Consider the following 26,906-nt stretch of genomic DNA (forward strand, 5'->3'; position numbering starts at 1 on the left):
ATAAAAACATAAAAGCAGAGTAGGTGGTACTCATTTGCTCTGCTTTTTTTAAAACACTACACTATGGCTACAATGAAAGACGAAAGTTTCCGTGACTCCATTGGAACAATCGATAAAGATGGTAAGAGAGCTTGGATATTTCCTAAAAAGCCTTCAGGACCATTTTATGACAAGAGAAAAATTGTAAGTTATTTGCTTATTGCTTTCTTGTTTGCGGCTCCTTTTATAAAAGTTAATGGTAATCAGTTTTTACTATTCAACGTAATTGATAGAAAGTTTAATATTTTTGGTTTTCCTTTCTGGCCACAAGATTTTTATTTAGTGGTTATTTCCTTAGTTATTGGGGTTGTTTTCGTAACTTTATTTACAGTATCATTCGGTCGTATTTTCTGTGGTTGGATATGTCCACAAACGATCTTCATGGAGATGGTTTTTAGACGTATTGAATACTGGATTGACGGTGATAGAGGTGCTCAAGCTAGACTTCGAAAACAAAACTGGAATGGTGAGAAAATTAGAAAGAGACTTTTAAAATGGTTTATTTTCTTTATCATATCATTTATTATTGCAAACATCTTTTTATCCTACATTATTGGAAGTGACGTTGTAATTCAAATGATGAAAGATGGCCCAGCTTTACACTTAGGTAAGTTTGTAGGACTACTAATCTTTACTGGTGCATTTTACTTCATCTTTGCTTGGTTTAGAGAGCAGGTTTGTGTGATTGCTTGTCCTTATGGGCGTTTACAAGGTGTGCTTTTAGATAATAAGTCAATTATTGTGGCTTATGATTATGTGAGAGGTGAGGGAACTAATGGTAGAGCTAAGTTTAAGAAAGATATTGATAGAGAGGCTCAAGGATTTGGTGACTGTATTGATTGTAAACAATGTGTGAATGTTTGTCCTACTGGTATAGATATTCGTAATGGTACTCAATTAGAGTGTGTGAACTGTACTGCATGTATTGACGAATGTGATCACATGATGGAATCAGTTGGCTTGCCAAAAGGATTAATTAGATATGCTTCAGAGAGTGAAATCTCTGAGAATAAAAAGACGAAGTTTACAGCTCGTCAAAAAGGGTATACTGCTGTATTATTTATTTTAATTAGTGTCTTAGTAGGATTATTGTTCTTGCGTACTGATATAGAAGCTACCATTCTACGTGTAGCTGGACAGACATATCAACACCAGGGTGATCAAGTTACTAATTTGTATACTTATAAGGTAGTTAATAAAACGATGAAAGACTTCGACAATATTACTTTCAAAGTTGTAGATCCTGAAAGTGGTTCTGTTCAACTTATTAGTAAAGATATTATTAGTGTTAAGAAGGAAGGCTATGCAGAAGGATCTTTATTTGTTAGGATTCCAGAACTTGTATTAGAGAGTCATCGTACTAAGATTAAAATTGAAGTGTATGATGGAGATAAATTGATTCATACTACTTCTACCAACTTCTTAGGCCCAAGAATTATGGAATAATATTAATAAAATTTATAGGTATGAAATTCAATTTTGGAACAGGAATCGTTATTGCGATGGGTATATTCATGATATTCATTTTGCAGTACGTCATTAGAGTTCAGTTAGATAGCAAATACGATAATCAGTTAGTGACTGAGAATTATTATCAACAAGAGATAGAGGTTGATGGTAAAGCTGAAAGAGAACTTAATGCTAAGAAACTAAAAACACCTTTGAAATTGTCAATTACAGATGATAAGGAGATTTTAGTTGTATTTCCAAAAGAATTTGATTACTCAAATATAAAAGGTAAAATATCTCTATATCGACCGTCTGACCAGACATTAGACTTTGACATTCCAATATCATTGTCTTCTTCCAATTTGCTCATACCTAACACAAAGCTGGGATCGGGCGGTCGTTGGGATATTTCTATTGAATGGGAATATAAAGGAACTTCTTATAGAAATTTAGGAAGTTTGAATTTGAACGATAAAGTAGTAAAGTAGTAGTTATAATTGATTAGCTTGTGATTTTAACAGGATTGATATTTGGATTAGTAAGTAGTTTACACTGTATTGGTATGTGCGGTCCAATTGCATTAATGTTACCTGTTTCTAAAGATAATCAAGCGAAAAAAGTTATGCAGATATTGACCTATCACTTAGGTCGTATATCTGCATACTCTATTTTAGGACTTGTCTTTGGTGTTTTTGGCAAAGGTTTATTCTTAGCAGGTTTACAACAACAAATGTCTATTGTTGTTGGGATTCTTATGATTGCTTTTGTTTTAATACCTCAGAGTAAATTAGGTAAACTGAATTTTATGATGCCTTTTTACAAATTTGTTAGTAAGATTCAGCGCTCTTTAGGTAATCAGTTCAAGAAGCAAACTACTGCCTCTCTTTATACAATTGGTTTCTTTAATGGGTTTTTACCTTGTGGAATGGTTTATGTAGCTCTTTTTGGAGCTTTAGCAACCCAAAGCCTACTTTATGGAACTTTGTATATGGCTTTGTTTGGCGTAGGAACTATTCCTTTGATGAGTATGATGATTTATGTTAGGGAAATGTTTTCGGTCAAAGTTCGAAGTGCAATTATGAAGTATTACCCTATTGTTATTGTTATTTTTGGGATGCTATTTATCGTTAGAGGATTAGGATTAGACATTCCTTTTCTTTCTCCAGATACATTGAATTTGTTTGTAAAAGCTGACGCTACATGTTAGAGTTGTGTTAAAATATGTGACTTTATTATAAAGCATTGTCTAAAGTATAGAACAAAGAAAATAAGAATATGCTATGAAAAGGATTTATTGAATTTGTTCTAATGCTATGAAAAGAAAAAGATAAAAAAAGTAGATCTATTTGATCTACTTTTTTTATTTGTCCTAATCTGAAATTATTTGTGACTTTTTTTAAATAGGTTGTCTAAAGAACAGAACAGAGAATGAACTAATATGCTATGAAAAAGAGTTTGATAATTTTGTTCAATTACTTAGTGATAAATCACTTAGTAGTAGCTATGAAAAGAAAAAGTAAAAAAAGTAGGTCTTTGACCTACTTTTTTTATTTTCTGAATATTCGTACTTGCTGATAAAGTTTTTTTGGATCAGTGACAAAAGTTGGGGATTGAGTAAAATCTTAGAGTATTTAGTAGCACTTTATTAATGACGTTATCTGTGCCCGAGTTAATACTTATGCTTATCGAATTGTCTACTGACTTTTAATTTACTTGTATTGCTCTGCTATATACTGTAATTAAATCTTTTCTATCTATACCTATATTTTTTAAAAATATAAATTTTATTGTGACTTTTTAACTACTTAGTTGTCTTAATGTTGAGTAAGATTCTAAATAGCTTGTGTACTATTACATCTATTTACAATAAGGGGAATTATTCTTATTCAAAACACTATGACAAAAAAAGGTAAGCTAATAGCTTACCTTTTTTCATTACTATTTTAGAGATTGAGTTTTTAAATAATCTATAGCATGTCTACCCTCGTTAAAAAGGAGGTCTAGTATACTAAGGTTATTTATAAATCCTTCTTTTTCTTCAAATACTTGCGTATAAGGCTCGAATTCATTCACATCTTTTTTTCCATTCGCTAGTGCTCTTAAATCCAGTATATCTGTATGTGAATAGTCCTTGTGAAATTCAATCGTTTTTTCAAAAGGGAGTTCTATTCCCAAGCAAGATGTTATTACTTCGTGTATCTTGAAGTTTAAATCAAGCATGTATTTTTGTTTTTCTTCGAATAGAGGCCTTAAATCATCTTCAAAGAACTCAAAGTAAGGAGAAGTTCTGTAAGCAGCTTCTAAGCTCTTAAAATGCTGTTTCTGCCATCCAAAAGCATCTTCTATTACTACATCTTTAAACTTCTGGTGAAGTTCATTACTGTGCTTAATTGGTATATTCAACATCTGTATTCCATTGGCACTATAGATGTACATTCTATTTCTATTCGTTTGTTTTTGAAAATTATCTTCTACTTCAAATAGTATCTTTTCAGATTGCAACATAGCAACAAAGTGACTAATTGATGGAAAATAAGTAGGGTGAATAACTATATTATTCATTACTATTATTTAATTATAAATTCTTTTTCTTTTTTCTACTTCTGTAAGTGCTATATCCAATGTATCCAATTAAAAGCACTACAAAATATGGGAAGTATGAGATTTTTTCTCCATTTCCATTAACAGTTGTAAACATTCTGTCCCAGCGTATTTTATCAAGTGCTTTAGACCAAGGAACGTTTGGGTCTAAACTCATCCAAATAAATACGGGCTTACCAACAATATGATCTTCTGGTACAAATCCCCAAAATCTACTGTCCTCTGAGTTATCTCTATTATCTCCCATCATATAATAATAATCTTGCTTGAATGTATAAGAGTTTGTTTGAACTCCATTGATTAAGAAATGATTATTACTATATTCTAATGTGTTGTTTTCGTATTTAGTGATAACGCGTTTGTAAAGAGGAATGTTATCTTCCGTTAAGGTGATTGTTTCTCCTTTTGCAGGGATGTGTATAGGGCCAAGGTTATTTGTTGTCCACTTTGGTTGATTATGTGGGAAGATATATCCAGGTATAGCTTGATCAGGAAAGCGGTGAACTGCTTTTACTGCACTAAATGTTTTGATATACTCAACTGCCTCATCAGTCAAAGCTGGGAAAATAAACAATGTCTTTGGTGCATTATTGGCTTGAGAAGGCATTTCTGTTATATCAAACTTTTTCACAACTGACATAACATCAAATGGACGACCATCTGTTTCTACAACATAAGCAAATTGAATTTTAGCTCTGTCGTTTAGTTTTAATTGTTCCCCGTTGATAAATACATATCCATTCTTTATTTCTAAGTTTTCTCCTGGCAAACCGACAGCTCTTTTGACATAGTTTGTTTTTTTGTCTATTGGTTTATCTATAGCAGGTCTTCTCAACGGATCTCTAAAAGTATATACAGTATCTGTAGGCCAGTTAAATACAACAATATCATTGTGTTGTACTTTTTGAAAACCTGGTAGTCTAAAGTATGGTAAATGAGGTTTAGTTAAGTATGATTTCTTTTTGACAAAAGGCAATGTATCATGAGCCATTGGCAATGCAACAGTTGTCATAGGAGTACGTGCTCCGTAATGAAATTTACTAACAAATAAAAAATCACCAACTAATAAAGTTTTTTCTAATGAAGAAGATGGAATAGTGTAGGGCTGTATTGCATAGGTGTGTATTATTGTTGCTACAACTACTGCAAACAAAACAGAACTCATAGTTTCACCTGCTTCAGATGCTGCCTTAATGCTTCTATCTTTAATGTGTTGAACATCTGTGGCATAATTGATATAGTAGATGTAGAAGCCTAAAGTAAGCACTACTAAAATCGTGTCAATAGTAGAGTTTTTTCCAAAACTTCTAATGGTTTCCACCCAAATTACGGGAAACATAATTAAGTTAACTATAGGAATAAATAGCAGTATAACCCACCAACCTGGGCGATTGATAATACGCATTAGCAATACAGCATTGTAAATAGGTATTATTGCCTGCCAAGGTTTGTATCCTGCTTTAATATATAGTTTCCATGTTCCTGCAAAGTGAATTACTTGAACAAGTAGAAAAAATAAGAACCATTGCATCATTGTCATAATCTCTATGTTTAGTAGGTTTATTTAGTTGTCATTTAAGTTTAATACATCTCTCATTGTAAAAACACCTTTTTTACCAAGAATCCATTCCGCCGCAACTACTGCTCCAAGGGCAAAACCTTCTCTTGAATGTGCTGTGTGTTTTATTTCAATTTGATCAATGGATGAATCATAAAAAACGCTATGTGTACCAGGCACGCTATCTTGGCGTATAGCATCGATATGAATCTCGTTTTCCTTTGGTTGATCCAATGTCCACTTGTTGTAAGCAGAATTTTCGATAATGCCATTAGCTAAGGAAATAGCTGTTCCACTTGGTGCATCAAGTTTTTGTGTATGGTGAATTTCCTCCATAGAAACATTGTATTCCTTGAGTTGACTCATCATTTTAGCAAGGTATTCATTCAATTTGAAGAAAACGTTCACTCCTAAGCTAAAATTAGAACCATATAAGAATGCACCACCTTTTAATTGATTATACGCTACAATGTCATCATATTGCTCCAGCCAACCTGTGGTTCCACTTATAATGGGAACATGGTAGTCTATTGCAGATTTTATATTAACAACAGCAGAGGTAGGAATGCTAAAATCAATTGCTACATCAGCTTTTTCTAATCCTTCAAATGAATTTTCGCTTCCTTTTCTAAGTACAATTTCATGTCCTCTTTCTAAGGCGATACGCTCAATTATTTTACCCATTTTACCGTAGCCTAATAACGCTATTTTCATAATAAAAGTATAAGATTAGAATTTGTATTGAATATTTACTGCATACTGAAGTTGCATTTGATTTTGTTGTAAGTAATTGTTGTTGACATCAAATACAGGTCTGATAGTCAACTTCTCATTTACGTTAAATTGCGTTAGGTGAGCGTCAACGTTTGCATCAATGATACTCAATACATAGAAACCTACTGTAATGACTACTGATAAATCTCGATTGCGTCTATAGAATTTCTGAGCTTCTAATAGGCGCTCATTGTCTAGACCACCGAAAGTAGGATCTTCTTTGTCGTGAATACCTTGTAAACGCTTTTTATACTCTGATCGGTATCTGGTATATTGACGTTGATTATCCGCCCAAAAGTAAGCAGGAATACCCATACCCGCATATACAAGAGGTACTTTCCAATAACTTTTGTTTTGGATTTGTCCAAGGCCAGGAACGATTGACGTAAAAAATGAAGCCCGAGCAGGAGCAAGGGGATCAATTGGTTTATAATCTGCTTCAGCTTCAGTTACAGATTTGATTTTTTTCTCTTTGTCTTTTTTCTGCGCAAATGCTTGTTGCCCGACAATAGAGAAAAGTAATATTAAAATAAATAATTTGCTTTTCACTAATTTTCTAAAAGTTTGATTAAGCGATTTAAATCTTCTTCAGAGTGGAAAGGTATTGAAATTTTTCCTTTTCCATTTGCTGAAACCTTTATATCTACTTTTGCACCAAAGAAATTTCCAAAAGAATTAGAGTACTCAGCTGGTACTTCAAATGATTTTGTCTTCTTTGGTAATTCTGGGGATTTATTACCTTTTAGATCTTCTTGATATTGTTTTACCAATGCTTCAGTTTCACGTACAGACAAGTTTTCCATAATGATTTTATGGTATATTGTTGTTTGTACATCTAAGTCCTCTACATTGATGATTGCTCTTCCGTGGCCCATAGAAATGAATCCATCTCTAATTCCAGTTTGAATAATTGGGTCAAGGCGAAGCAAACGAATATAATTTGCTATTGTAGATCTCTTTTTTCCGACACGGTCACTTACTTGTTCTTGCGTTAAGTCTATTTCATCCATTAAACGCTGATAAGACAAGGCAATTTCAATGGGGTCTAAGTCATGGCGTTGAATATTTTCAACTAATGCCATTGTCAGTGAATCGTTATCGTTGGCAATGCGTATAAAAGCAGGAATTGTATCAAGTCCTACTATTTTTGAAGCTCTAAGACGACGTTCACCTGAGATTAATTGGAATTTATTAAAGTCAATTTTGCGTACAGTAATGGGTTGGATAACTCCTAACTCCCTAATACTTGTCGCTAATTCATTTAATGATTCTTCATTGAAGTTTGTTCTCGGTTGAAATGGATTTATTTCAATAGAATCAATATCTAATTCAATGATGTTTCCAACAACTTTATCTGCATTGTTATCTTCAATTGATTTAATATCGTTGTCGGGATCTTTTAATAGAGCCGATAATCCTCTTCCTAAAGCTTGTTTTTTAAATGCCTTTGCCATAATTTCTTATATTCTCGACTAAACTAATTGTTAGTTATTCTTAAGTATAATTTCTTCTGCTAAATTAATGTAGTTTGTCGCTCCTTTACTTGTCGCATCATAGTTTATGATACTTTCTCCAAAACTCGGAGCTTCACTTAATTTTACATTTCTTTGAATAATCGTGTCAAATACCATGTCGTTAAAGTGTTTTTGTACTTCTTCTACAACTTGGTTTGAAAGTCTTAGACGAGAATCATACATCGTCAATAATAAACCTTCAATATCTAATTCAGGATTGTGAATTTTTTGAACGCTTTTTATCGTATTCAATAATTTTCCTAATCCCTCAAGTGCAAAATATTCACACTGGATTGGTATGATAACTGAATCTGCTGCAGTTAGTGCATTCAGAGTTAGTAATCCTAATGATGGGGCACAATCGATAATGATGTAATCATAACTATCTTTAATCGACTTTAGAGCCTCTTTTAGCATATACTCCCTATTCTTTTTGTCTACTAATTCAATCTCAATTGCCACTAAGTCAATATGAGCTGGGATTAAATAAACATTAGGAGCCGTACAATCAACAATAGCATCTGCCGGTGTACAACTGTGCTCTAAAATTTCATAAGTTCCGATCTCTACTGCATCTACATCCACGCCTAAGCCTGATGTAGCATTCGCTTGTGGGTCAGCGTCTATTAAAAGAACCTTTTTCTCCAGTGCTCCTAATGAAGCAGCTAAGTTAACTGAAGTAGTTGTTTTTCCTACTCCTCCCTTTTGATTTGCGACAGCAATGATTTTTCCCATTCTGTTAATGAAATTAATTAAGTCGTAAAAATACGATTATTTATCAGTTTATAAAATCTTATTTATTAACAGTTTATGAAAAATATTATAAGTCAATTGGTTAAATGTTAAAATTGTACCTGACCTACTTAAAACTGCCTTTTTTATTGTAATATAATGATGTCAAATTCTTGATTTAACGGTTTTAATTTTGTGAATAATGCAGTAAGCAAATCCTCTCCATATTCTTTGTAATATACTGAAAAATTCACAATGCGCTCTTGTAAACTGTTGTTCGGAAATAATTCATTTTGAAGTAAGGCAATTCGCTCTAATTTATCTGCGTGATTTCTCTTTTCAGCTATGCGAAGTCTTTTTTCTAAATTGTCTAATCCTTTGAGCTGTTTTACTTTTTGTGCTTTTACTGCTCCAATGAATGATTTGTCTGTTTGCAGCGCAATATCTTCCAGTATTTTGAATTGATCTTCTAAAACTTGACGTTGTTGATCAAAGTCAAACTGTATTGTTGAAAATTCTTTTGTCTTAGCATTGATTAATTGCTCTTGTTTGCTAAACATATCTTGCCAAGAGAGCCCTAATTTATCCATCTTGTCCACTTGTTTTGCAGTGGCCAATAATACTGAATTTCTCAGTAATAGCATTGGGAAAGTCACTTGGTGTAAATCGAAAACTTGTTTCAATTCTAACCAATATGCCAATTCTCCACCACCTCCCGTATAGCATAGGTTAGGCAATATTACTTCTTGATATAACGGTCTCAGTATCACATTAGGACTGAAGCATTCAGGATGATTCTCTAATTCTGTTAGTATTGCTTCTTTAGTGAAGGTGATCGAGGTATTGTTTACTTTATATACCTCATCTTCATAGATAATTCTTTCTCTCAAGTTATCCTGTATATAGAATAAGTTGATATCACGAGGATTCACTTGTATGAAGTATTCTGATAGTGTATCATAGCTTTTTTCAACTTCTTTGATAGCACTCTGATGAAGTAATTCTTCTTTGATATGAGGAGCAAACAGTTTTTTTAATCCAGCGTCATCCCCATCTATGATTACTAAGCCATACTCTCCAAACAATTCATTTGCTAAGTAACGCGTAGCTTCTGTTAGATTGTCGTGTTTGAGATAAGCATTTTCAAATAGTTCTTTGATGTACATAGCATTTTTACCTAAACCAATATGTGATTGGAATACTTCATATACTTTATCTAATCCTTCAGTACTTAATCGGCCTACAGGTCCTTTGCTCTCTCTGTTCCAACAAATCACTTTTTCTTCAAATACGAAGTGATTAATTTCTTCGAAGTCGTGATCTTCTGTAGCCATCCAGTATACAGGGACAAAGTTTTCGTTGGGATACTTAGCTTTCAGTTCTTTGGCTAAATTAATAACCGATATAATCTTGTACAAGAAGTACAGTGGACCAGTAAACAAGTTTAACTGGTGTCCAGTCGTAACTGTAAATGTATTTTCTTTTGCTAATGCATTTATATGCTCTAAAGTCTTTTCAGAAGTCTTCGTGTCCTTATATTGACTTAACAACGCCTGACAGAGTACACTTCTGTGTTCTATCGGATAGTTAGTACGTTTTTCATCTATCTGTTGTTTGAAGTTCTGTATAGTAGGGAAGTGATTATATAAGTGTTTTAGATTAGCCTCTTGATTGAGGTAATCTACCATTAGTTTTGAAAAATAGCCCGCGTTCTGAAACGTAATTTTGTCTAAAGGCATAGTGTTTATTTTTTGCTAATTTAAATTATAAATTAATGAGTTATATATAAACCAAAGTTAATTCTATAAACATTTTTACCTGTAATGTTAGGTTTGCTCTTTCTCTGAATGGACAGATTAGTTATAAAAGATTAAAATACTTAGTATTTTCCAATATTGATTATTATTTAATAAATAAGAATCTGACAATTTTGTAACTGAATTTCATTGTTTTAGCTTCTATTTAAATTTAATTATTGTTAATAATTGATTTTTGATAGTTAATTTTTGTTTTTATTTTATTCATATATAATTTAATGTGTTTTATTATAGGTTAATTGTTGATATTTTAACGATATTTGTAAAGAAGAAGAATTGTAAGAATACAAAAAAACAAAAACAAATGAGAAAAATATTACTATGTCATGGATTAAGACAATGCATTTTCGTTTTGCTTATGTTGTTTGTCATAACTAATAGCGCATTAGCTCAGGTTACGATTGGTACTGGTGAACCTGCTGTAGAAGGGTCTCTTTTAGAGTTAAAGAACTTAGAGAATAAAACAGGGGAAGAAGCAAATGCCAATAAAGGACTTGGTCTACCGAGAGTGGATTTAACAGATGTGGAGATGCTGTATCCTATGTTTGAACCTGGTTATGATAAAAGTGTTCAGGATGAGGCTCACGCAGGCTTGGTTGTTTATAATGTGAATGAAGATTTGCAAGATGGTAAAGGAAAGGGAATTTATGCATGGGATGGAGAATCGTGGGTTTTTATTGGTGGACCAGGTAAAATATTAGAATTGGCACTTAGTACAGATCAACTATTTCTGTGGGAAAATAGCCCAACAGGGGAAGTGACATTGACGGCTAAAAAAGATGGTTTAGCATGGGAGAAAAGTGTTGAAGGAGACATTGTTTCTACATTTGAAAGTGTTACAAACGGCAAAGTAAGTACATTGTCATTTACAAGAAGCGAGACCGTTTTTGGTGATGAGATTTATACTTTTAAATTGGTTGATAAGCCTGAGGTTTTCACACAATTAAAAGTGAGTAATTTGAATTTAGTACTTAGTAAACCAATCATAAGAGTTGGGTCTGGTAGTGTAGATGGCGCAATAAATTCATCGAGTATTGTTACGGCTTATGGAGGAGGAAGTGCTAACTGGGAAGTATTCGATTATGATCGAAACGCTTTCAATTGGACGAAAGAACCTAAAAATGTAAATGGCCATCTTCAGTTCGAGTTAGGAGTTGCTAAAGCAACAGGGGTTGTACGTGGTAATATACAAGTTCGTCATCTTGATCAACCTGAAATTGTGAGAACTATAGTAGTAGAGCAAAATGCTAATTATAGATTACTACCTCCATTTGACTATTTGGTTATGGAGTATGGATATGTAACACCACCAAGTGACGGAGGTAAAACAGATATTGATTCTGCTACTGAATTAATGAAAACAAATGTAGCTAAAATTGATGGGAAGGTTGTTGGTTACTTTTATTTGAATGAGCTGATAGTAGACAATAAGACTTTATTAGTATATCCAGGAGATGATAGAGTAAGTGGAGGTGAAAATCCTTATGCCGATATTCCTAATTTGAATACAGTCTTACAAGGGTATCCTGAAAGTTCTACTCAGTTTGAGTTCGGTATGTCTGCAAGGTGGACTGACTATGGTAATTCTACCCCACTAACTGCTCCAACTAAAATCACAATTAAAGTGTATAAAGGAGGGCAAATGGTGATAGATCCAAAGAATGATAAACGATTTGTAAACATGCTTGATGGAAAAGAGCAAATGCCAGTCTTAAGTTTTGAATCAGATCCTAAAGATGTAAGAGTTAGACAAGGTAGTGATCCTATTATTAGCAAGGCAGGTTACCGAAAGCTGTATACTCCTATGTATAAATTAGAATATGATTTAATAGAAAATACTGGAGTATTAATACCATGGAATTCATTCGATGAATAATTGTATAGATGTTACAATTATATGAAAAAGCGAAAGGTTGGAGAACTCTCCGACCTTTCGCTTTTTTTGTATTACGTATCGTATATTATAAACTTGATTTACTCTGTACTAACAGTGGTTTAGAGAGATGCATTCACATGAAAATCTATTAAAATTAAGAAACGAATAGTCTCTGCTAATAGCATAAACTGTTTGTGGCATAATGTATGTTTACTGACAGTACCTTAATGCAGAGATAACAGCTGTTTCTAAACAGGTAAAGGACTTACAGTTCTCTTTATACAGTGGTGCTTCCCAGTTGTAGTTAGCAATAACTTGTACGCTAAAATGTCCATTGATATCAAACTCTGGATACCAGCCAATATCAAGTATGATCTGGTTGTCAAACGCTGCTTGAAGCAAATCTTCTTTTAACTCATCTATTACATCTTTTGTTGAAAGCGTAAAATCGAGTTGGGTAAGTATATCGAAAGTAATGTTGCTTTTGGATTGTATGAGAAGTGATTTTAAGTTCATTGGGATTAATATAATTAAAGCTTTGACAAGGTAGCAAACAAAGGAATCAGATAGGGTATTCTTTTTTAATTATTTTATGTATAAGATAACAAATAACTTTATGTCTTTCACCTCGCTTAGTTTTTTTATAACCTTTTTGCTTTACTATTTCGTTGAGTATAGAATGACTTTCAGGTTTTTTAGGCAAGGTTGTATTCCCTATATGTTGCATTTATAAACTCGAAAGAAAAGGTATAATTAACAACTGAATCATAAACAATAACTGTATAGCTATATTAGGACGAGACATATGTTTAGAGGTACTAAGAATGGCATTAAGTAATAGAGCCTACAATGAAAAACTTATCCATCACTCAGATAGAGGAAGTCAATACTGTAGCGAGATTTACACTAAATTGTTAAAAGATAATAATATAGCAATAAGCACAACTCAGAATGGAAATCCTAAGGATAATGCAGTAGCAGAACGAGTAAATGGAATAATTAAAGGTGAGTTTGATTTAAACTATTCAAGCTTAGGTTATAAGAAAACCAAAGAAAAAATAAGAAGAAGTATAAAGTTGTATAATGAAATCAGACCTCACGATAGTTGTGATAGACTAACTCCTGAACAAGCACATCTTAAGAGTGGGATATTAACTAAGAGATGGAAGAATTACTATACCAACAAAAAAGAACAACAAGTACCTGTATAGTTATAATAGGATTATAAACAATAACTGTACAGCTATATTAGGACGAGACAGCTTTTTTTCGAGGTGGTCGCATAGTGGTCGCATAGTGATCGCATAGTGATCACATGATTTAACCTAATTTTCATGCGACCACTATGGTATCATCACCCGATAATAATGTGACCATGTCGAGTTTGTTTTATATAAGAATGACAGTGAATATCGCTGTTATGGTATTTTTAAGAAGGATATGTAAAATTGATTTAGGCAGTTTTTAGGAGTAAATGGACGCAAGTCTATTGAAAAGAGAGCTGTGTTATCCCTGATTATAGCTAATTATGGCCAATTTTAGGTGATTTACAATAGATTGTGAGTAAGTCGTTTGATATATAGCAACTAAAATCTTTTCTTTGAAAAAACTAAAATTTTTAGTGAGGTGGTTGAGCAAGAAAAGAGATTGTCCTATCAGTATTCATTTGGACATTTAGCAGTAAATATAATGTTAGCTATTGTCTTTAGTAGTGTTTCATCGATTCGATTAACAGCAGCTGTATCAGAGAATGACTTTGTTGTTGTGTTCCAAATAGGTGTAGCATTATTCTTTGTAATCTTAGCGATATGTCAGTTATTGTACCTGTGTAAGGCTTATGTTAGAGAAGATAGGATTATACTAAAGAAGTTATTTAGAGTAGAGCAATGTTGCGATTCGAAACAAATCGTGAAGATCAAAAAATATAATCTTGGTCGGGTGCACTACACATTCGTAACTATGCAAAATGTCAATAGTAAGAAAGAGTTGTATATGATTATGAATATTTATGCGTGGTATGCACAGTCTAAGTATGATGCCCAAGAAGTTCTTGAGCAATTACAGCATAAAGTATAAAAAATATCCCTCATTGAGCTAAGTCAAGTATAGAATGGCATATAGTAAACAATCTGTAAAAAAGAGTAACTTGTGAGTTAACTCTTGATATGACAATAGCAGAATTGTAGACAGGATTGCAATATTGACTTCTTAATGAGGGATGTAAATTGTATTTAATCAGACGAAGGTTTAAACTAATAAAGACCTTTTATAAATTGGTATTGAGTTTCTTCTTTAATTTTTTTCTCCCACAACTTTTTGTCTTTTGTTGTGAATAAGTATACTTGCACAACCTTCGAAATTAGTATTCCACAGATTATAAATATGGCAAATATGACGATAAAACATAAGGTTAAAATCATGGTTTAGGCTATTTAATGTTTAAGATATATTGAGTTAAGTCTTCCATATCTCCCTCGTTAATTTGTGGAAAAGGAGGCATCTGTGGTGCATCAGGACGTTTCTTACCAGGAGATTTAATCCACTTGATTAGGTCCGTTTTATTGTTTGCATATATTTCTTGCATCTCTGTGACTGGTGGTCCAACTAATTGTGTTTTTTCTTTGTGACAAGCTGCACAATAGCTATTAAAAACAGCTTTACCTTTAGCAGTGTTATCACCAGAAGCCTCGGCATTTGCTATAGCTTGTTTTTCTTCTTCTTGTGCATTAGCAGCTTGTTCTCTTGCTTCTTTGGATGCTTGTTCAAAGGCGGCTGTCTTTTGAGCCATAAGTTCTCGGTGTGGATTGATGGCATTGGCTCTGTATACATGACGCCCACTTCCCATGAATACAACTACAATTCCCATAGAAATCACTATTCTTTTGAAGTATCTATCCAACTGCTCATCTGTACCTCTTAGTGTTTGGATCATATAGTACACTGCATATACTGCTACTGCTACACCAGATAAAATTACTCCCATCATAGCCCAACTAAATCCTTTGGCAGGTAAAGTAGCCATCACGATTGGGCCAAATAAGAACTGGGCTACGGATGCTCCTAAGGCTAATTGGTATCCAATGCGTTTTACTTTGGCTCTGGTGAAAACTTTAAAGTATTCTTCAAAAGGATAATTCTTACGTCCCATATACCAAGTGATAAATAGACCTGTCAGAGCCAAGGAAGCACAGATAAAATGGAAGTATCTCGGGAACACATTTGGCAGTGCTAAAGCGGATAAGAATCCTCTTACACTCATCCATTTTTCAGGGAATAACATTAAGTTTATATTCACTAAGAAGATTAGGGGAATGAATAGAAACATTGCTACAGCCAAGGCATTGATAGAGATGTGTAACAGTTTCATGTTTGACATCGCTTCCCAAGTATATTTGTGTAAGTAGGTCAACAGAAATACTATCGCAACTAATGGGATGATCAATATCCACATAATCCCTGTCAAGGAGTTTGCAGTATAGAAATAGATCGTATACAGTGCATTGATACTTAGCAATGGCGCTACCCCCAGTACTACGGCTAATGATTTGTTTACAGTTATTGTCGCTGCTATTTCTTGAGCAAGTACATCGTATTCTTTGTTTTTAAGTCCTTTGATTTCAGCCCATAATGTCGCTATAGAGCCGCCTACCATTAGGTTTACAAATACAATATGAGCCAAGAATGACACAACTAATAGAATGACTAATAGCCACTCTGGTAATGGTAAATCTAAGGGTATATCTTTTGGTAATGGAGTATTGTTCATAATTATTGTTGTTTAGATTTTTGTTCTATGAAATGTTCAACCGAATGAGTAGGGTTCAGCTGTGCACCAGCACTCTGTGCACCTTCTAAGGTCGCTCCACTCTGTTGTAGGTAAAATATATAATGTGCTAATGCGTCGAGTTCTTCTTCATTGCCTGGATAGGGAGGCATATAGGTTCTACCGTTATGCATATTCGGGATATACGCTTTCATACCATTTATATCCAAAGGTTTGCCTATGCCATACATTTTTTCGAATACGAAGATGATAGAGTTAATCCCCTGACTGGTATGACATCGAGAGCAAGCAACCATGAATACATCTTTACCAGCTTCCAACTTGTTTTCTTCCGTGATTTCAGTAATGGCTGTATAAGTAGTGTGTTTTAAGATACCATCTCGTTGTAATAAGGGATAATCTTCTTCGCGAATTAAGTTAGAGTACATATAATCTCCGATGACATAGGGTTTGCGAATAAATTCACGTACGCGTTCGAATATACCCAAGAAGCCTAAAGAAAGAACAAATGGAATAATGACCATCACAAGGTTGATTTTCTTTGGCTTCCACAGTACCCAAACGGCTAATAGTGCAAGAGAACTGGTTGCAATAAGTATTATTTTCTTTAGTAAGTCATAGTATAGTTCAAAGTCCATTGTTCCGACAGCAGTACTCATATTCGCTGTCATGGCTTCTGGTATCACATTATAGTAATGTATTGCTGCAAGTATTGACAGTGGTAACCACAATAATGTCCAAATAGCAGTAGTTTTAAGAGCCGTAGGTCTGATCGCACTCGATTTCTTAGTGAATAACATAATCAGTAAGAAACCAAAGGCTCCTGCCACGACCATAGCAGTTGGTGTTCTAAATAATAGCTGAGGTAAGTAAATAGGATTAGTCAAACCATTGATGAAGGAATGTTCTTCTATCCAGTTTCCAGGATCCATCATAAATCCTAATATCGCTACAATGATAGCCATGGTTAGCCATGAGAACGCAGATAAGAACCATCCAAATCGAATGTGGCGTTGTTTGGCACGAAGGGATTTGTTTGAGTTTTTCCAGGTGAGGAAGTATATCATGATAAAGATAACTTCTAATACAAACACGATCCATTCTGTAAACCATCCCCAGTAGAATACGCGGATTAAACTACCGATAGAGTTTGGGCTGATTAACGCCGCGGAGAACCAGATACCTACTCCAGTCATCGCTCCCATTGTGGTCGTAATAACAAAACCTACCATCATCATACGTTGAACCATTTTGTCCCAAGCTAAATCAGTGATTTCATCTGAACCACTTTTTAGTACTCCTTGCTGTTCTAACAGTGTTATATAGGGAATGAATCCAACGGCTAACCCGTGGTTTATAAATACGTGAATAATCGCAATCATCGCAATGAGAAAGCGGTCATTCAACCAGTCTAAATGAAATAGAGGAAAATCCATAATGTCTTATTTTTCAGCAAAATTAGAACCTTAGCTACTGAAAAATATTACACTAAACGTGGTGATATTTACACTAATCAATTTTGACTAGTCTGAGAATGCGGAAAGTGATTTATTAAATCAATTATTTACTTTGTTTTCTAAATTCTTCTGGTGATAATCCTGTGTTCTTTTTGAAAAAACGCGAAAAATAGGCATTGTTTTTGAAGTCGAGTTCATAGGCAATTTCTGTGATTGTGAGATCCGCATTGACTAATAGCCGTTTGCATTCCAGGATGACTCTATTGCGGATTACTTCTCCAACAGTAATCCCCAGAACTTTCTTACATTGCGTGTTTAAGTGATTAGGTGTGATGTGGAGCATTTCTGCATACTCACTTGGCAATCTTTTTTCAACAAAGTGCTTTTCAATAAGTCTTTCTAAGTTTTTTACGATAAACTGAGTACCTTTTGTTTCGTTGTGCTCTTCTATATCAAAGACTTTCTTTACAAGAAACAGTTGAGTTTCTAAAAATAATTCAAGCATTAAAGCTTTCATATAATCTTTTTGGAGCGGTTGATTTTCTAAGTAAGCGTAATATATTTTCTCAAATTTGCTGTGAAGTGTTTCATAGCACTTCTCACATGAGAATTTTGAATAATGTGCGTTGCCACTGAAGAAAGTAAATTCATTTAGGTAGTTCGGATTCACCAAGAAAGTACGCAAAAAGTTATCATTAAAATTGATTAAAAAACCTGTAGTACCTGGTTCAAATTCCCATTTGTGTACTTGAGATGGGTTCAAGTAGAATAAACATTTTTCTTCGATTGAGAATTTTTCAAAGTCAATAGAGTGTACTCCCTTGCCTTCAGATACAAACAAGATTTGATAAAATGCATGTCTGTGCGGTGAAGATACCATATTAGGTCTATTAGAAATGTATTCTTCCAATCTATATACCACACAGTCTTGAGTGATGTTGTTGTTGTCGAGTAAGTTACAGATGTTGTATATTGGAATACTATTGTTCTCCATATTGCTAATATTTTGTACAAAGATAGGAATATGTTAAATCTTATGGTCAGTGTATGCATAGAAATAAGTTATGATGTGATTTAGATTTAGTACTTTAGATTAGTATAAACTGAAACACGAATTAGGATGGAAATAAAGATAACTACAGAGATAGATGATCATAATGCAATGGCGATTAAGGAGATATTATCTTCTTATAATGTAAGTCATACGACACATTTATCAGCTTGTATTAATGAGGCATTAGAGATTACTTTAGTGGAAGAAGGAGAGGTGATAGGCGGGATATTAGGCCGTTCACTATGGGGGACGTTAGAGATACAGAACCTCGCTGTGAAAGAGAGTCATAGAGGACAAGGTCTTGGGAAGAAACTCATGTTAGTAGCAGAGCAGGTAGCTGTAGAGCGCAACTGTAAGTATATATCACTTAATACTTTTTCGTTTCAAGCTTCTGACTTTTACCAATCTTTGGGGTATGAGATTTTTGCAGAAGAGAAGGATTATCCTTTAGGGTATTCTAAGATATATCTGCGTAAGGTGTTGATGTAGTGTTCTCTGAAAAAGAGGTAAGAACTTTTAGTACTGTGTAATGTGTTGTTTTATAGTTTGTTAAATGTTGATTAAATAAGAAGTAATGTATGTTAGATACAGTTTTTTACTCGGTTGAATAGTAGTATCTTTGCACTCCAAAATTAGATATAGTGAATACAACAATTGCTTTTATAACTCCACCGTTTACCCAGTTAAACACACCTTATCCAGCAACTGCTTACATCAAGGGATTCTTGAATACTTTGAATATTGACAGTTATCAGGCTGATTTGGGAATAGAGGTTATATTGAAATTGTTTAGTAAACAAGGATTGATAGACTTGTTCGACTATGTACATGAACACATAGAAGAAGTATCTCCTAATATACATCGTATTCTTGCTTTAGAAGAGGACTATATCTCTACTATCGATGCTGTGATAGCTTTCTTACAAGGAAAGAACTCTACATTAGCACATGCTATCGTACAAGAAGATTATCTTCCTAGGGCATCTCGCTTTGAACAATTAGAAGAGTTAGAATGGGCATTCGGAAGTATGGGAATACAAGATAAGGCGAAACACCTATCTACACTGTACTTAGAGGACTTGTCTGATCTCATTGTCGAGACGGTAGATACCAACTTTGGGTTTAGTAGATATGCGGAGCGATTAGGTCGTTCTGCTCATACGTTTGATGAGATGTATGAGGCACTACATCAACCTTTGACTTATATCGATGAGATTACTCTTGATTTATTACAACAGCTAATAGATAAGACTAATCCTAAGATAATGGGATTCTCTGTACCCTTCCCAGGTAATTTATACAGTAGTTTTAGATGTGCTCAATACATTAAGAAGAACTATCCTCATATCAAAATCACGATGGGAGGAGGGTTTCCTAATACTGAGTTGCGTTCGTTAAAAGATGTACGTGTATTTGAGTTCTTTGACTTTATCACTTTAGATGATGGAGAGGCTCCACTGGAGAACTTGATTCTATATGTAGAAGGAAAGATAGCACAAGAGGAGTTAAAGCGTACGCTTATTGCTAAGGACAATGAGGTAGTGTATATCAATAATCCGCTGAAGCGTGACTATAAACAGGCTGAGGTAGGTACTCCTGATTATTCAGACTTATTGCTGACAGAGTATATTTCTGTGATTGAAGTTGTGAATCCAATGCATCGTATGTGGAGTGATGGTCGCTGGAATAAGCTAACAATGGCACATGGATGTTATTGGGGTAAATGTACTTTCTGTGATATTAGTTTAGACTATATCAAGGTATATGAACCAATAGCGGCTAAGCAGATTGTAGACCGTATGCAGACATTAATTGAGCAGACGGGAGAGACAGGCTTTCACTTTGTCGATGAGGCAGCACCGCCAGCCCTAATGCGCGAGGTAGCGTTAGAAATCATCAGACGTAAGCTAACAGTATCTTGGTGGACGAACATCCGCTTTGAGAAGAGCTTTACGAAAGACTTGTGCTTATTATTAAAAGCTTCAGGATGTGTGGCAGTATCAGGAGGATTAGAGGTAGCCTCAGATCGATTATTAAAATTAATAGATAAGGGAGTTACGGTAGAGCAAGTAGCCCGTGTGAATAGAAACTTTACGGAGGCTGGTATCTTAGTGCATGCCTATCTGATGTATGGTTTCCCAACACAGACGGCACAAGAGACAATAGACAGCCTTGAGATGGTGCGTCAGTTGTTTGAAGCAGGAGTAATGCAATCGGGCTTTTGGCATCAGTTTGCGATGACTGCTCATTCACCAGTAGGTATGAATCCAGAGGAATACAAGGTAGAGCGCGTAAACGCTGAGATGGGGACATTCGCTAATAACGATGTACCGCACGTAGAAATGAATGGAGCGATACACGATAAGTTCTCTTTTGGACTAAAGAAGTCACTGTTTAACTTTATGCATGGGATGTGCTTTGATATGCCATTACATGAATGGTTTGATTTTAAAGTACCTCGTACGAGTATATCACCTGATTATATCTTTACTTGTCTAAATGATGAGCCTTTAACAGTATGTAAACCGAATCAGAAAGTCGTATGGTTAGGGACATTCCCTTATATCGAGTACTTTGAGAAAAAGAAGAAAAACAGAGTGTTTGAAATGGCTCAATTGGTATTCTATACTAAAAAAGAGACGATAGGTGTAGATGTAGATAGAATGGTAGGAGATTGGTTTGTACATTTTGTGGAGACTTTGAAGGAGAAAGCTTCTCAGACGATGACTTATCAAGAAATGAAAAAGAGCTTTGAGGAGTTTACGAATGAAGACTTTGAACTATTCTGGTATTCTAAACCAGCACAAGCATTAAAAGATATGGCACTACTAGTGCTTTAGATATAGAAAGCCTCGCATTTGCGAGGCTTTTTTAGTTATAGTTGTTTAGAATGTATTATTAAACAAGCCTTTATTTTTTTTAACTAATAAATGGTAAAACAACACAGACAAATAAAGTAATGAAGTATAGTACCCATTCATACCAGCGCATAGGATCTGTAGAATACTTTAATCTCGCATAAATATTTGAAATCAATAATGGGAGTACACTGAAAATAAGTATGATAAAATGTATAAACTCTGATACATCAATAAAATAGAAGACTATTCCTAAAAGAGCTAATACTATACCCGTACAGCGGACTGTGCGGTTAATTATATTAACAGTAGAGGTGATGTCATAAAGCTTTTTGCGCTCTTCTGATAATGTATTGTAACCTGCTAACATACTGTCAGCATTAGTAGGTGTTAGAATAAAACTAATTCCTATATACATTATAGCGATAACAAAATATACGGTCATATTATTTCTTTATAAAGTTAACAATAGTAGGTACTAGTTCAGCGTGAAGAGGCACATCAGGCTTCTTGTATAATGCTAAGTTCTCCTCCTCTTTTACAACTGTTTTTAGTACGTGATTCATTCCTTTTAACGTGATAAGAGTAGCAGTAGGTACAGCTTGTTTTAAGTTGTCTCCCTGATCTGTCTTGACCTGTAAGTCCTTATCCCCTTGTAAGATTAAGATCGGTTGTTTTACTTTTTTAAGTTCTACAGTAGGATCGTAATTCATCCAAGAGATAAGGTAAGGCTGAACAGAAGTGCGATATAAGCTTTGTAGCATAGGAGGGATGCTATCTACTATTTCGCCTTTTCTAAGTTTAGCATGAATGTCTTCTATTGATTTCGCAAAGAAAGGTGCTTGCGCTGTTATCTGTTTATACAGTGTTTTATCTATTGTCTCTCCTGGCCCTTGTAGTGAGATAAGCTTAGATACAGTACTATTGTCTTGACTAGCCAATGTAGCGACTAAAGCTCCTTCGCTATGTCCTATCAATACAATATTTGGATAGTCCCTTTTGAAGTAATCAATAACAAGGTTGAGGTCTTTTACGTTATCATCAAAAGTTACATCAGCTTCATTCATTGTCTGGTTCTTCATTTGAGCAAACATCCTCTTGTTATACGTGAAGGTGTTAATACCATTCTCTTTTAGTCCTTGAGCAAGGTATTTATAGGAGTTCGCATTTACCCCTGCAGGATTGTTTCCATTCTTGTTAGTAGGGCCAGAGCCCGCTATTATAATGGCAAGTTGTTTACTGTCTTTATTCGCTAAGTATAAGTCTCCATCAATTTCACTGTCTACCTGAATAGCTGTTTGTGCAAAGCTAAATGAAGTAGCAAAGCATACGATAAGTGTAGTTAATAGTTTTTTCATAGTGTTGTTGTGTTGATTAATATAATGTAGTGATTAGTCTTGTCAGAGTATCTACAAGTAAGATGATTAGTACGAAGACAATAATCATATATTTCTTTTTGAGATTTGTAGCTAGTTTGAAACCTTGGTAGATATAGTATCCAAAACCAACTAGACATAGAATACTAGCAAATGACGTAATGATAAGATACACAAAACCTTGTGGATTACTTTTGAACAATATTTCAGGATTAGCAATATTGTCAATAAGTTGAAGAGAGAAATCACTTAGGTAGCCATTGATATCAAATAGTACACTTATATCTAGACATATACGTGCAATCAATACAGTGTTGAGTATATCTATTAGTCGAGTCTTTTTGTTGATGATTTTTCCAAATACGAATAAAGCAAGTGTCATTACTATTGTTGTGATAACAAAGTCACTCAAGGTTTGGGCAAGTGTAGGTGCTGACTTGAGAGCTATTTGTTTTAGAATTGCTATACTACGCATATGAGTTAATAGTTGAAGACAACTAATAACTACTCCAGTTAGTACACCGATTGCTAAGAGTGTTTTCTCTTGTACGTTTTCAAATGGTTTAAGAATGTAGTTTTTGAGTGTCATAAGGTTGGTTGTTTATAGTGAGTTATTCTTTTTTCTGTAATTCTTGAATATGTTCTATCATATCATCAAGTTTATTTCGGACAGTAGGGTAACTGATATTCATCTGTAATGCCATTTGTTTTAGACTCCCACTGTTTAAAAAGAAGGCTAAGATAAACTCCTGTTCCTCTTTACTCAGCTGTAAGAGTAGGGGCAAAGTGAAGTTACCATTGACGATAGTCTGACAGTGCTCACAAGATAGCTGAGTGACCTTTAGTTCACTTTCACAACTCGGACAATGTATAGGAAGTTTGGGTTTAATTGACATAATATGAATAGTTTGTTTAATTTTGTTCAAATCTAATTTAATAAAATTAATATTTATATCAAAATAGTTAATTAAAATAAAGAGCTTTTAGATTTCTATGAACAAAAAAATCCCAAGTATAATACTTGGGATTTTAGTATGTAAGAAATTATAGGTCTCTTAGTATGCAGATACAGGTACAGGTACCTCCGCTGCTTCTGCTGCTTCAACTGCTGCTTCTGCTGCAGGTACACCATAATCATAACCGTAGTTATCATGATAATAACTCTCACTATTAAACTCATTGTAAGGGAATAAATTACTTACAGTTATCTTGTTGATAGTTAAAGGATTTAGACTGCTATCGCCTTTTTTCACTTTAGCTTCCATAACGAATAGTTCTTTGTGATCTTCATTCAAAATCTTTACAGTAAGATTTCCTTTTTTACTGGTTAACAGTGTATAGTTACTTGGTGATTCACTGTAATAGTTATATGCATTTTGGTTTAGGTCATTAATAGCCACAGTACCATCTGTTAGAACTCCATCTTTAAAAGTAGCTTGATATTTTATTTTGCCACTTTCGAAGTATTGATACTGACCATCTAAGTAGTTGTCTTTGACATTGTATTTATAAATAGGAGTTCCAGTTGTACTGTCATTAATAGTTCTACTAAAAGTGGCACTATTTTCATATTCTTCATGTAACACTAAGGTAGTTGGGGTCTTTCCATCTATATCTAATAGATACATTTTTTTAGCTTGAATTATTCCATTTACATATTCAGTAGTGTTGTAGTACATATAGTCTATCGAAGTAAGCGTTCCTTCGTATGGATAGCCATTATGATAAACTAAAGTTGATAGTACTTCTCCTTCATTGTCATAATATGTTGTTGCTCCGTGTAATACTCCTTCTTGATATTCAGCGATAGACTGCAACACATTATTACTATATATCTCTGATTTTGTTAAATTACCTTGATTGTCGTAGTAATTGATCGTAACGATTTCATCACTATGAACATATTTTACTATTTCTTTACCTACTTTTAGTCCTTTTTTATAAGTTGTTTCTGTTAGGTAATATAAGTCATTTTCCCATACAGTTCCTTCAAAAGCAGCTCCATCTTTGTAAGTAGCTGTGGAGATTATCTCTCCTTTTTCACTATAGAATTTTCCTTGCTTATTATAATCGATATCAGCTTGTAAATAATATGTCGAATTTGTGTTTTGTTTTAAAGCATATATTTTTTTAGCTAAGGTCTTCCCATCTTTGAATTTAGTGATAGCAGATATTTGCTTATCGTAAGTAAAATCAACTAAAGTACCTGTCTGTGTCAAATGATCGTATATACCTAATTCCTTTCCTGTCTTATCATAGAAAGTTTGTTTGATAGGAGAATAGGTGTAGGTTGCAGGCGAATATTGTGAAATGCTTGCCTTATTTCCATTGTTATAGTATTCTACTACTTTAGAAATATTTTGATTTTGATAAAACGTTTCTGAACTAATCGTAGATTGACCATTAGTAGTTTCATAAGTAGCTTCGTAGACTAATTGTTCTTTTTCATACTTGGAAATACTCGAAATCAGATCATTACTCATCGTATACTGCGTACCAGATATATTGACAACGCCGCCATACATAGGTTCTTCCTTATACGTTAATCTACCTAACTCTTTTCCCTTTGTATCGTAATAGATCGAAAGGTTGTTTTTCGTAATTTCAAATGGTTTGCCATTAGAATATAATTCTATGCGCTCTACTATTTTGGCGTTTTTGTAAGTAATTGTTAAGTTATCACTATAATCTGTTCCATCCTTAGGGGTATATCCATCAGTATCATAAAGTAATTGACTTTTTAGAGTTCCATCTTCATTATAGAATTCCTTCTTAAGAGTCTGATAGTTTTCATTGCTATAGATAATGCTTTTGACTGTATTGTTTTTTGGAGTAACATAGTAATCTTCTGATTTGATCATTACATTGTTCTTATAATGATATACTGAATAGATATCATCAGGATTATTGTCATAGACATTAAAGTAGTATTGAACACCTTCACTTTTAGTTGAGTATCCATCGCTATCCAATTCGCTTCTGTATGTACCTAAGAGCTTTCCATTTTTGTCGAAATATTCTTCTGTAGTTATGTTATTAGAAACGACTGATTTACTTTTAATTTGTCCTGTTGTATAGAAATTAGTAGTTTGTAATATCTTAGAATCAGTATATTTAGAGACAGATTGTACACTAAAATTACTATAGTTAATAGTCACTGACTCTCCTTCTACCAATTGTCCCTCTTGATATGTAGCAGCATACGTTGACACGCCATTTTCATCGAAGTATTCTTCTGCAGAAGGATAGTTGTTTTCGTCAAATTGATAGGTTAATTTATTTTTGTCATTTTTAGGGTTAATAACCTCGTATTTATAATAAACACCATCTTCTACTTCAATGTAAACATATACACCATTCCAATTGAATAAAGCTTCTCCAGAATATACATTGTTATCATAGTATTCACAATTGTATACTTTACCATTGCGAGGATCAATACTTGTTAATTTTGTGATTGAATTGTTTTCATCATAGGTAAAAGTTGAATTTACTTTACCGTTTGTATCGAAGTATTGTACATCACCTTGGTATAAGGCTGTAGCGTTTCCTTCCATGAAAGTACCATTTCCTTTGCTTTCTATCTTATTTGTTTTAGCATTGTAAACCTCGATAGTTTTAAGGTCTGTATTACCTTTGATAGGTTTAGCAATTTTAAAAAATTTAGCATCTTTCTTTTGTACGATATAATCATAGCTATCTACCCAAATTGTGTCTTTGGCTACCTGGCTAAATACTGGAGTAGCGAAAAGGATAGCTAAAGGGAGAATCTTTTTAATCATAGACTTATACTTTAAGTGATTTTATTTGTTTTGATAGGGTAAAAGTAAAGAAGTATTGAGTAATATTTTCTCATATTGGCAATAATTTATAAGATCAGAACTAAAATCACTACTTTCAGCGATTCGTCAATGAGTTGCTTATTTTGTGTATTATTATTGTGCTTTATGCTTTTGGGGATAATAAATATAGAACAGATAGTGTAAATCGTCAGCAAAAAGTGGACAATTAAGATAC

The 26,906-nt window shown here is 33.8% G+C and carries 24 protein-coding genes; 8 read left to right on the forward strand and 16 right to left on the reverse strand.

Annotated elements, in window-relative coordinates; translation table 11 throughout:
• The first annotated feature begins 63 nt into the window (after positions 1-63).
• The 3 genes from ccoG to GJV76_RS08425 are packed head-to-tail and all read left to right on the forward strand — an operon-like array spanning position 64 to position 2,695.
• On the forward strand, positions 64-1,485 hold the full coding sequence (ccoG, locus tag GJV76_RS08415; protein ID WP_155092180.1) for a cytochrome c oxidase accessory protein CcoG: 1,422 nt from the start codon (positions 64-66) through the stop codon (positions 1,483-1,485).
• 20 nt (positions 1,486-1,505) lie between these two features.
• Positions 1,506-1,976, forward strand: coding sequence for a FixH family protein (locus tag GJV76_RS08420; protein WP_155092181.1), 471 nt, complete (start codon positions 1,506-1,508; stop codon positions 1,974-1,976).
• A 23-nt stretch (positions 1,977-1,999) separates the two neighbouring features.
• A complete protein-coding gene (locus tag GJV76_RS08425; RefSeq protein ID WP_160339303.1) occupies positions 2,000-2,695 on the forward strand; it encodes a sulfite exporter TauE/SafE family protein in 696 nt (231 codons plus the stop codon).
• A gap of 731 nt (positions 2,696-3,426) precedes the next feature.
• Here the strand turns inward: GJV76_RS08425 and GJV76_RS08430 are convergent.
• The 7 genes from GJV76_RS08430 to bshC all read right to left on the reverse strand — a co-directional run bounded on the left by GJV76_RS08430 (position 3,427) and on the right by bshC (position 10,406).
• Positions 3,427-4,050: a WbqC family protein gene (locus GJV76_RS08430; protein ID WP_155092182.1), complete on the reverse strand. Its 624-nt coding sequence runs from the start codon at positions 4,048-4,050 to the stop codon at positions 3,427-3,429.
• A gap of 13 nt (positions 4,051-4,063) precedes the next feature.
• Positions 4,064-5,629 (reverse strand): signal peptidase I, encoded by a 1,566-nt coding sequence (gene lepB / locus GJV76_RS08435; RefSeq protein ID WP_155092183.1) that lies wholly within the window; start codon positions 5,627-5,629, stop codon positions 4,064-4,066.
• A 24-nt stretch (positions 5,630-5,653) separates the two neighbouring features.
• Positions 5,654-6,361, reverse strand: coding sequence for a 4-hydroxy-tetrahydrodipicolinate reductase (gene dapB / locus GJV76_RS08440; RefSeq protein WP_155092184.1), 708 nt, complete (start codon positions 6,359-6,361; stop codon positions 5,654-5,656).
• 15 nt (positions 6,362-6,376) lie between these two features.
• Entirely contained in the window at positions 6,377-6,970 is a 594-nt protein-coding gene (locus GJV76_RS08445) for a DUF5683 domain-containing protein (RefSeq protein WP_258204059.1), read from the reverse strand.
• Positions 6,970-7,875 (reverse strand): ParB/RepB/Spo0J family partition protein, encoded by a 906-nt coding sequence (locus GJV76_RS08450; protein ID WP_155092185.1) that lies wholly within the window; start codon positions 7,873-7,875, stop codon positions 6,970-6,972. The genes GJV76_RS08445 and GJV76_RS08450 overlap by 1 nt, the downstream gene beginning before the upstream one ends.
• Positions 7,876-7,905: 30 nt before the next feature.
• Positions 7,906-8,670, reverse strand: a complete 765-nt coding sequence (locus GJV76_RS08455; protein ID WP_155092186.1) for a ParA family protein — start codon at positions 8,668-8,670, stop codon at positions 7,906-7,908.
• 143 nt (positions 8,671-8,813) lie between these two features.
• Positions 8,814-10,406: a bacillithiol biosynthesis cysteine-adding enzyme BshC gene (gene bshC / locus GJV76_RS08460; protein WP_155092187.1), complete on the reverse strand. Its 1,593-nt coding sequence runs from the start codon at positions 10,404-10,406 to the stop codon at positions 8,814-8,816.
• A gap of 382 nt (positions 10,407-10,788) precedes the next feature.
• Here bshC and GJV76_RS08465 point away from each other — a divergent pair, with 382 nt between their 5' ends.
• Complete coding sequence (locus GJV76_RS08465; RefSeq protein ID WP_155092188.1) at positions 10,789-12,360, forward strand: hypothetical protein; 1,572 nt, start codon at positions 10,789-10,791, stop codon at positions 12,358-12,360.
• Positions 12,361-12,570: 210 nt separating this feature from the next.
• On the opposite strand, the gene GJV76_RS08470 is transcribed toward GJV76_RS08465, so the two are convergent.
• Positions 12,571-12,876: a hypothetical protein gene (locus GJV76_RS08470; RefSeq protein ID WP_155092189.1), complete on the reverse strand. Its 306-nt coding sequence runs from the start codon at positions 12,874-12,876 to the stop codon at positions 12,571-12,573.
• A 287-nt stretch (positions 12,877-13,163) separates the two neighbouring features.
• Here GJV76_RS08470 and GJV76_RS08475 point away from each other — a divergent pair, with 287 nt between their 5' ends.
• Both GJV76_RS08475 and GJV76_RS08480 read left to right on the forward strand, forming a co-directional pair.
• The gene (locus GJV76_RS08475) at positions 13,164-13,571 is read left to right on the forward strand and encodes a transposase (RefSeq protein ID WP_373425581.1); all 408 of its coding nucleotides are present in this window, start codon (positions 13,164-13,166) and stop codon (positions 13,569-13,571) included.
• 415 nt (positions 13,572-13,986) lie between these two features.
• Entirely contained in the window at positions 13,987-14,436 is a 450-nt protein-coding gene (locus GJV76_RS08480; RefSeq protein WP_160339274.1) for a hypothetical protein, read from the forward strand.
• A gap of 352 nt (positions 14,437-14,788) precedes the next feature.
• Here the strand turns inward: GJV76_RS08480 and GJV76_RS08485 are convergent, their stop codons facing one another.
• The 3 genes from GJV76_RS08485 to GJV76_RS08495 all read right to left on the reverse strand — a co-directional run bounded on the left by GJV76_RS08485 (position 14,789) and on the right by GJV76_RS08495 (position 18,595).
• Complete coding sequence (locus GJV76_RS08485) at positions 14,789-16,126, reverse strand: c-type cytochrome (RefSeq protein WP_155092191.1); 1,338 nt, start codon at positions 16,124-16,126, stop codon at positions 14,789-14,791.
• A gap of 2 nt (positions 16,127-16,128) precedes the next feature.
• On the reverse strand, positions 16,129-17,580 hold the full coding sequence (locus GJV76_RS08490; RefSeq protein WP_155092192.1) for a c-type cytochrome: 1,452 nt from the start codon (positions 17,578-17,580) through the stop codon (positions 16,129-16,131).
• A 124-nt stretch (positions 17,581-17,704) separates the two neighbouring features.
• Positions 17,705-18,595: an AraC family transcriptional regulator gene (locus GJV76_RS08495; protein ID WP_155092193.1), complete on the reverse strand. Its 891-nt coding sequence runs from the start codon at positions 18,593-18,595 to the stop codon at positions 17,705-17,707.
• Between the two features lie 126 nt (positions 18,596-18,721).
• On the opposite strand from GJV76_RS08495, the gene GJV76_RS08500 reads away from it, so the two are divergent.
• Both GJV76_RS08500 and GJV76_RS08505 read left to right on the forward strand, forming a co-directional pair.
• Complete coding sequence (locus GJV76_RS08500) at positions 18,722-19,144, forward strand: GNAT family N-acetyltransferase (RefSeq protein ID WP_155092194.1); 423 nt, start codon at positions 18,722-18,724, stop codon at positions 19,142-19,144.
• A 152-nt stretch (positions 19,145-19,296) separates the two neighbouring features.
• Positions 19,297-21,495, forward strand: coding sequence for a B12-binding domain-containing radical SAM protein (locus tag GJV76_RS08505; protein ID WP_160339273.1), 2,199 nt, complete (start codon positions 19,297-19,299; stop codon positions 21,493-21,495).
• Between the two features lie 79 nt (positions 21,496-21,574).
• Here the strand turns inward: GJV76_RS08505 and GJV76_RS08510 are convergent, their stop codons facing one another.
• The 5 genes from GJV76_RS08510 to GJV76_RS08530 form a co-directional block, all read right to left on the reverse strand.
• Complete coding sequence (locus GJV76_RS08510) at positions 21,575-21,958, reverse strand: DUF3784 domain-containing protein (RefSeq protein WP_155092195.1); 384 nt, start codon at positions 21,956-21,958, stop codon at positions 21,575-21,577.
• A 1-nt stretch (position 21,959) separates the two neighbouring features.
• Complete coding sequence (locus GJV76_RS08515; protein WP_155092196.1) at positions 21,960-22,871, reverse strand: alpha/beta hydrolase; 912 nt, start codon at positions 22,869-22,871, stop codon at positions 21,960-21,962.
• Between the two features lie 16 nt (positions 22,872-22,887).
• Complete coding sequence (locus tag GJV76_RS08520) at positions 22,888-23,478, reverse strand: hypothetical protein (RefSeq protein WP_155092197.1); 591 nt, start codon at positions 23,476-23,478, stop codon at positions 22,888-22,890.
• Positions 23,479-23,500: 22 nt separating this feature from the next.
• Complete coding sequence (locus tag GJV76_RS08525; RefSeq protein ID WP_155092198.1) at positions 23,501-23,785, reverse strand: DUF2089 family protein; 285 nt, start codon at positions 23,783-23,785, stop codon at positions 23,501-23,503.
• 159 nt (positions 23,786-23,944) lie between these two features.
• Positions 23,945-26,671: a toxin-antitoxin system YwqK family antitoxin gene (locus tag GJV76_RS08530; RefSeq protein WP_155092199.1), complete on the reverse strand. Its 2,727-nt coding sequence runs from the start codon at positions 26,669-26,671 to the stop codon at positions 23,945-23,947.
• Positions 26,672-26,906: the final 235 nt, after the last annotated feature.

Source organism: Myroides albus, assembly GCF_009711045.1.
Classification (GTDB): Bacteria; Bacteroidota; Bacteroidia; order Flavobacteriales; family Flavobacteriaceae; genus Flavobacterium; species Flavobacterium album_A.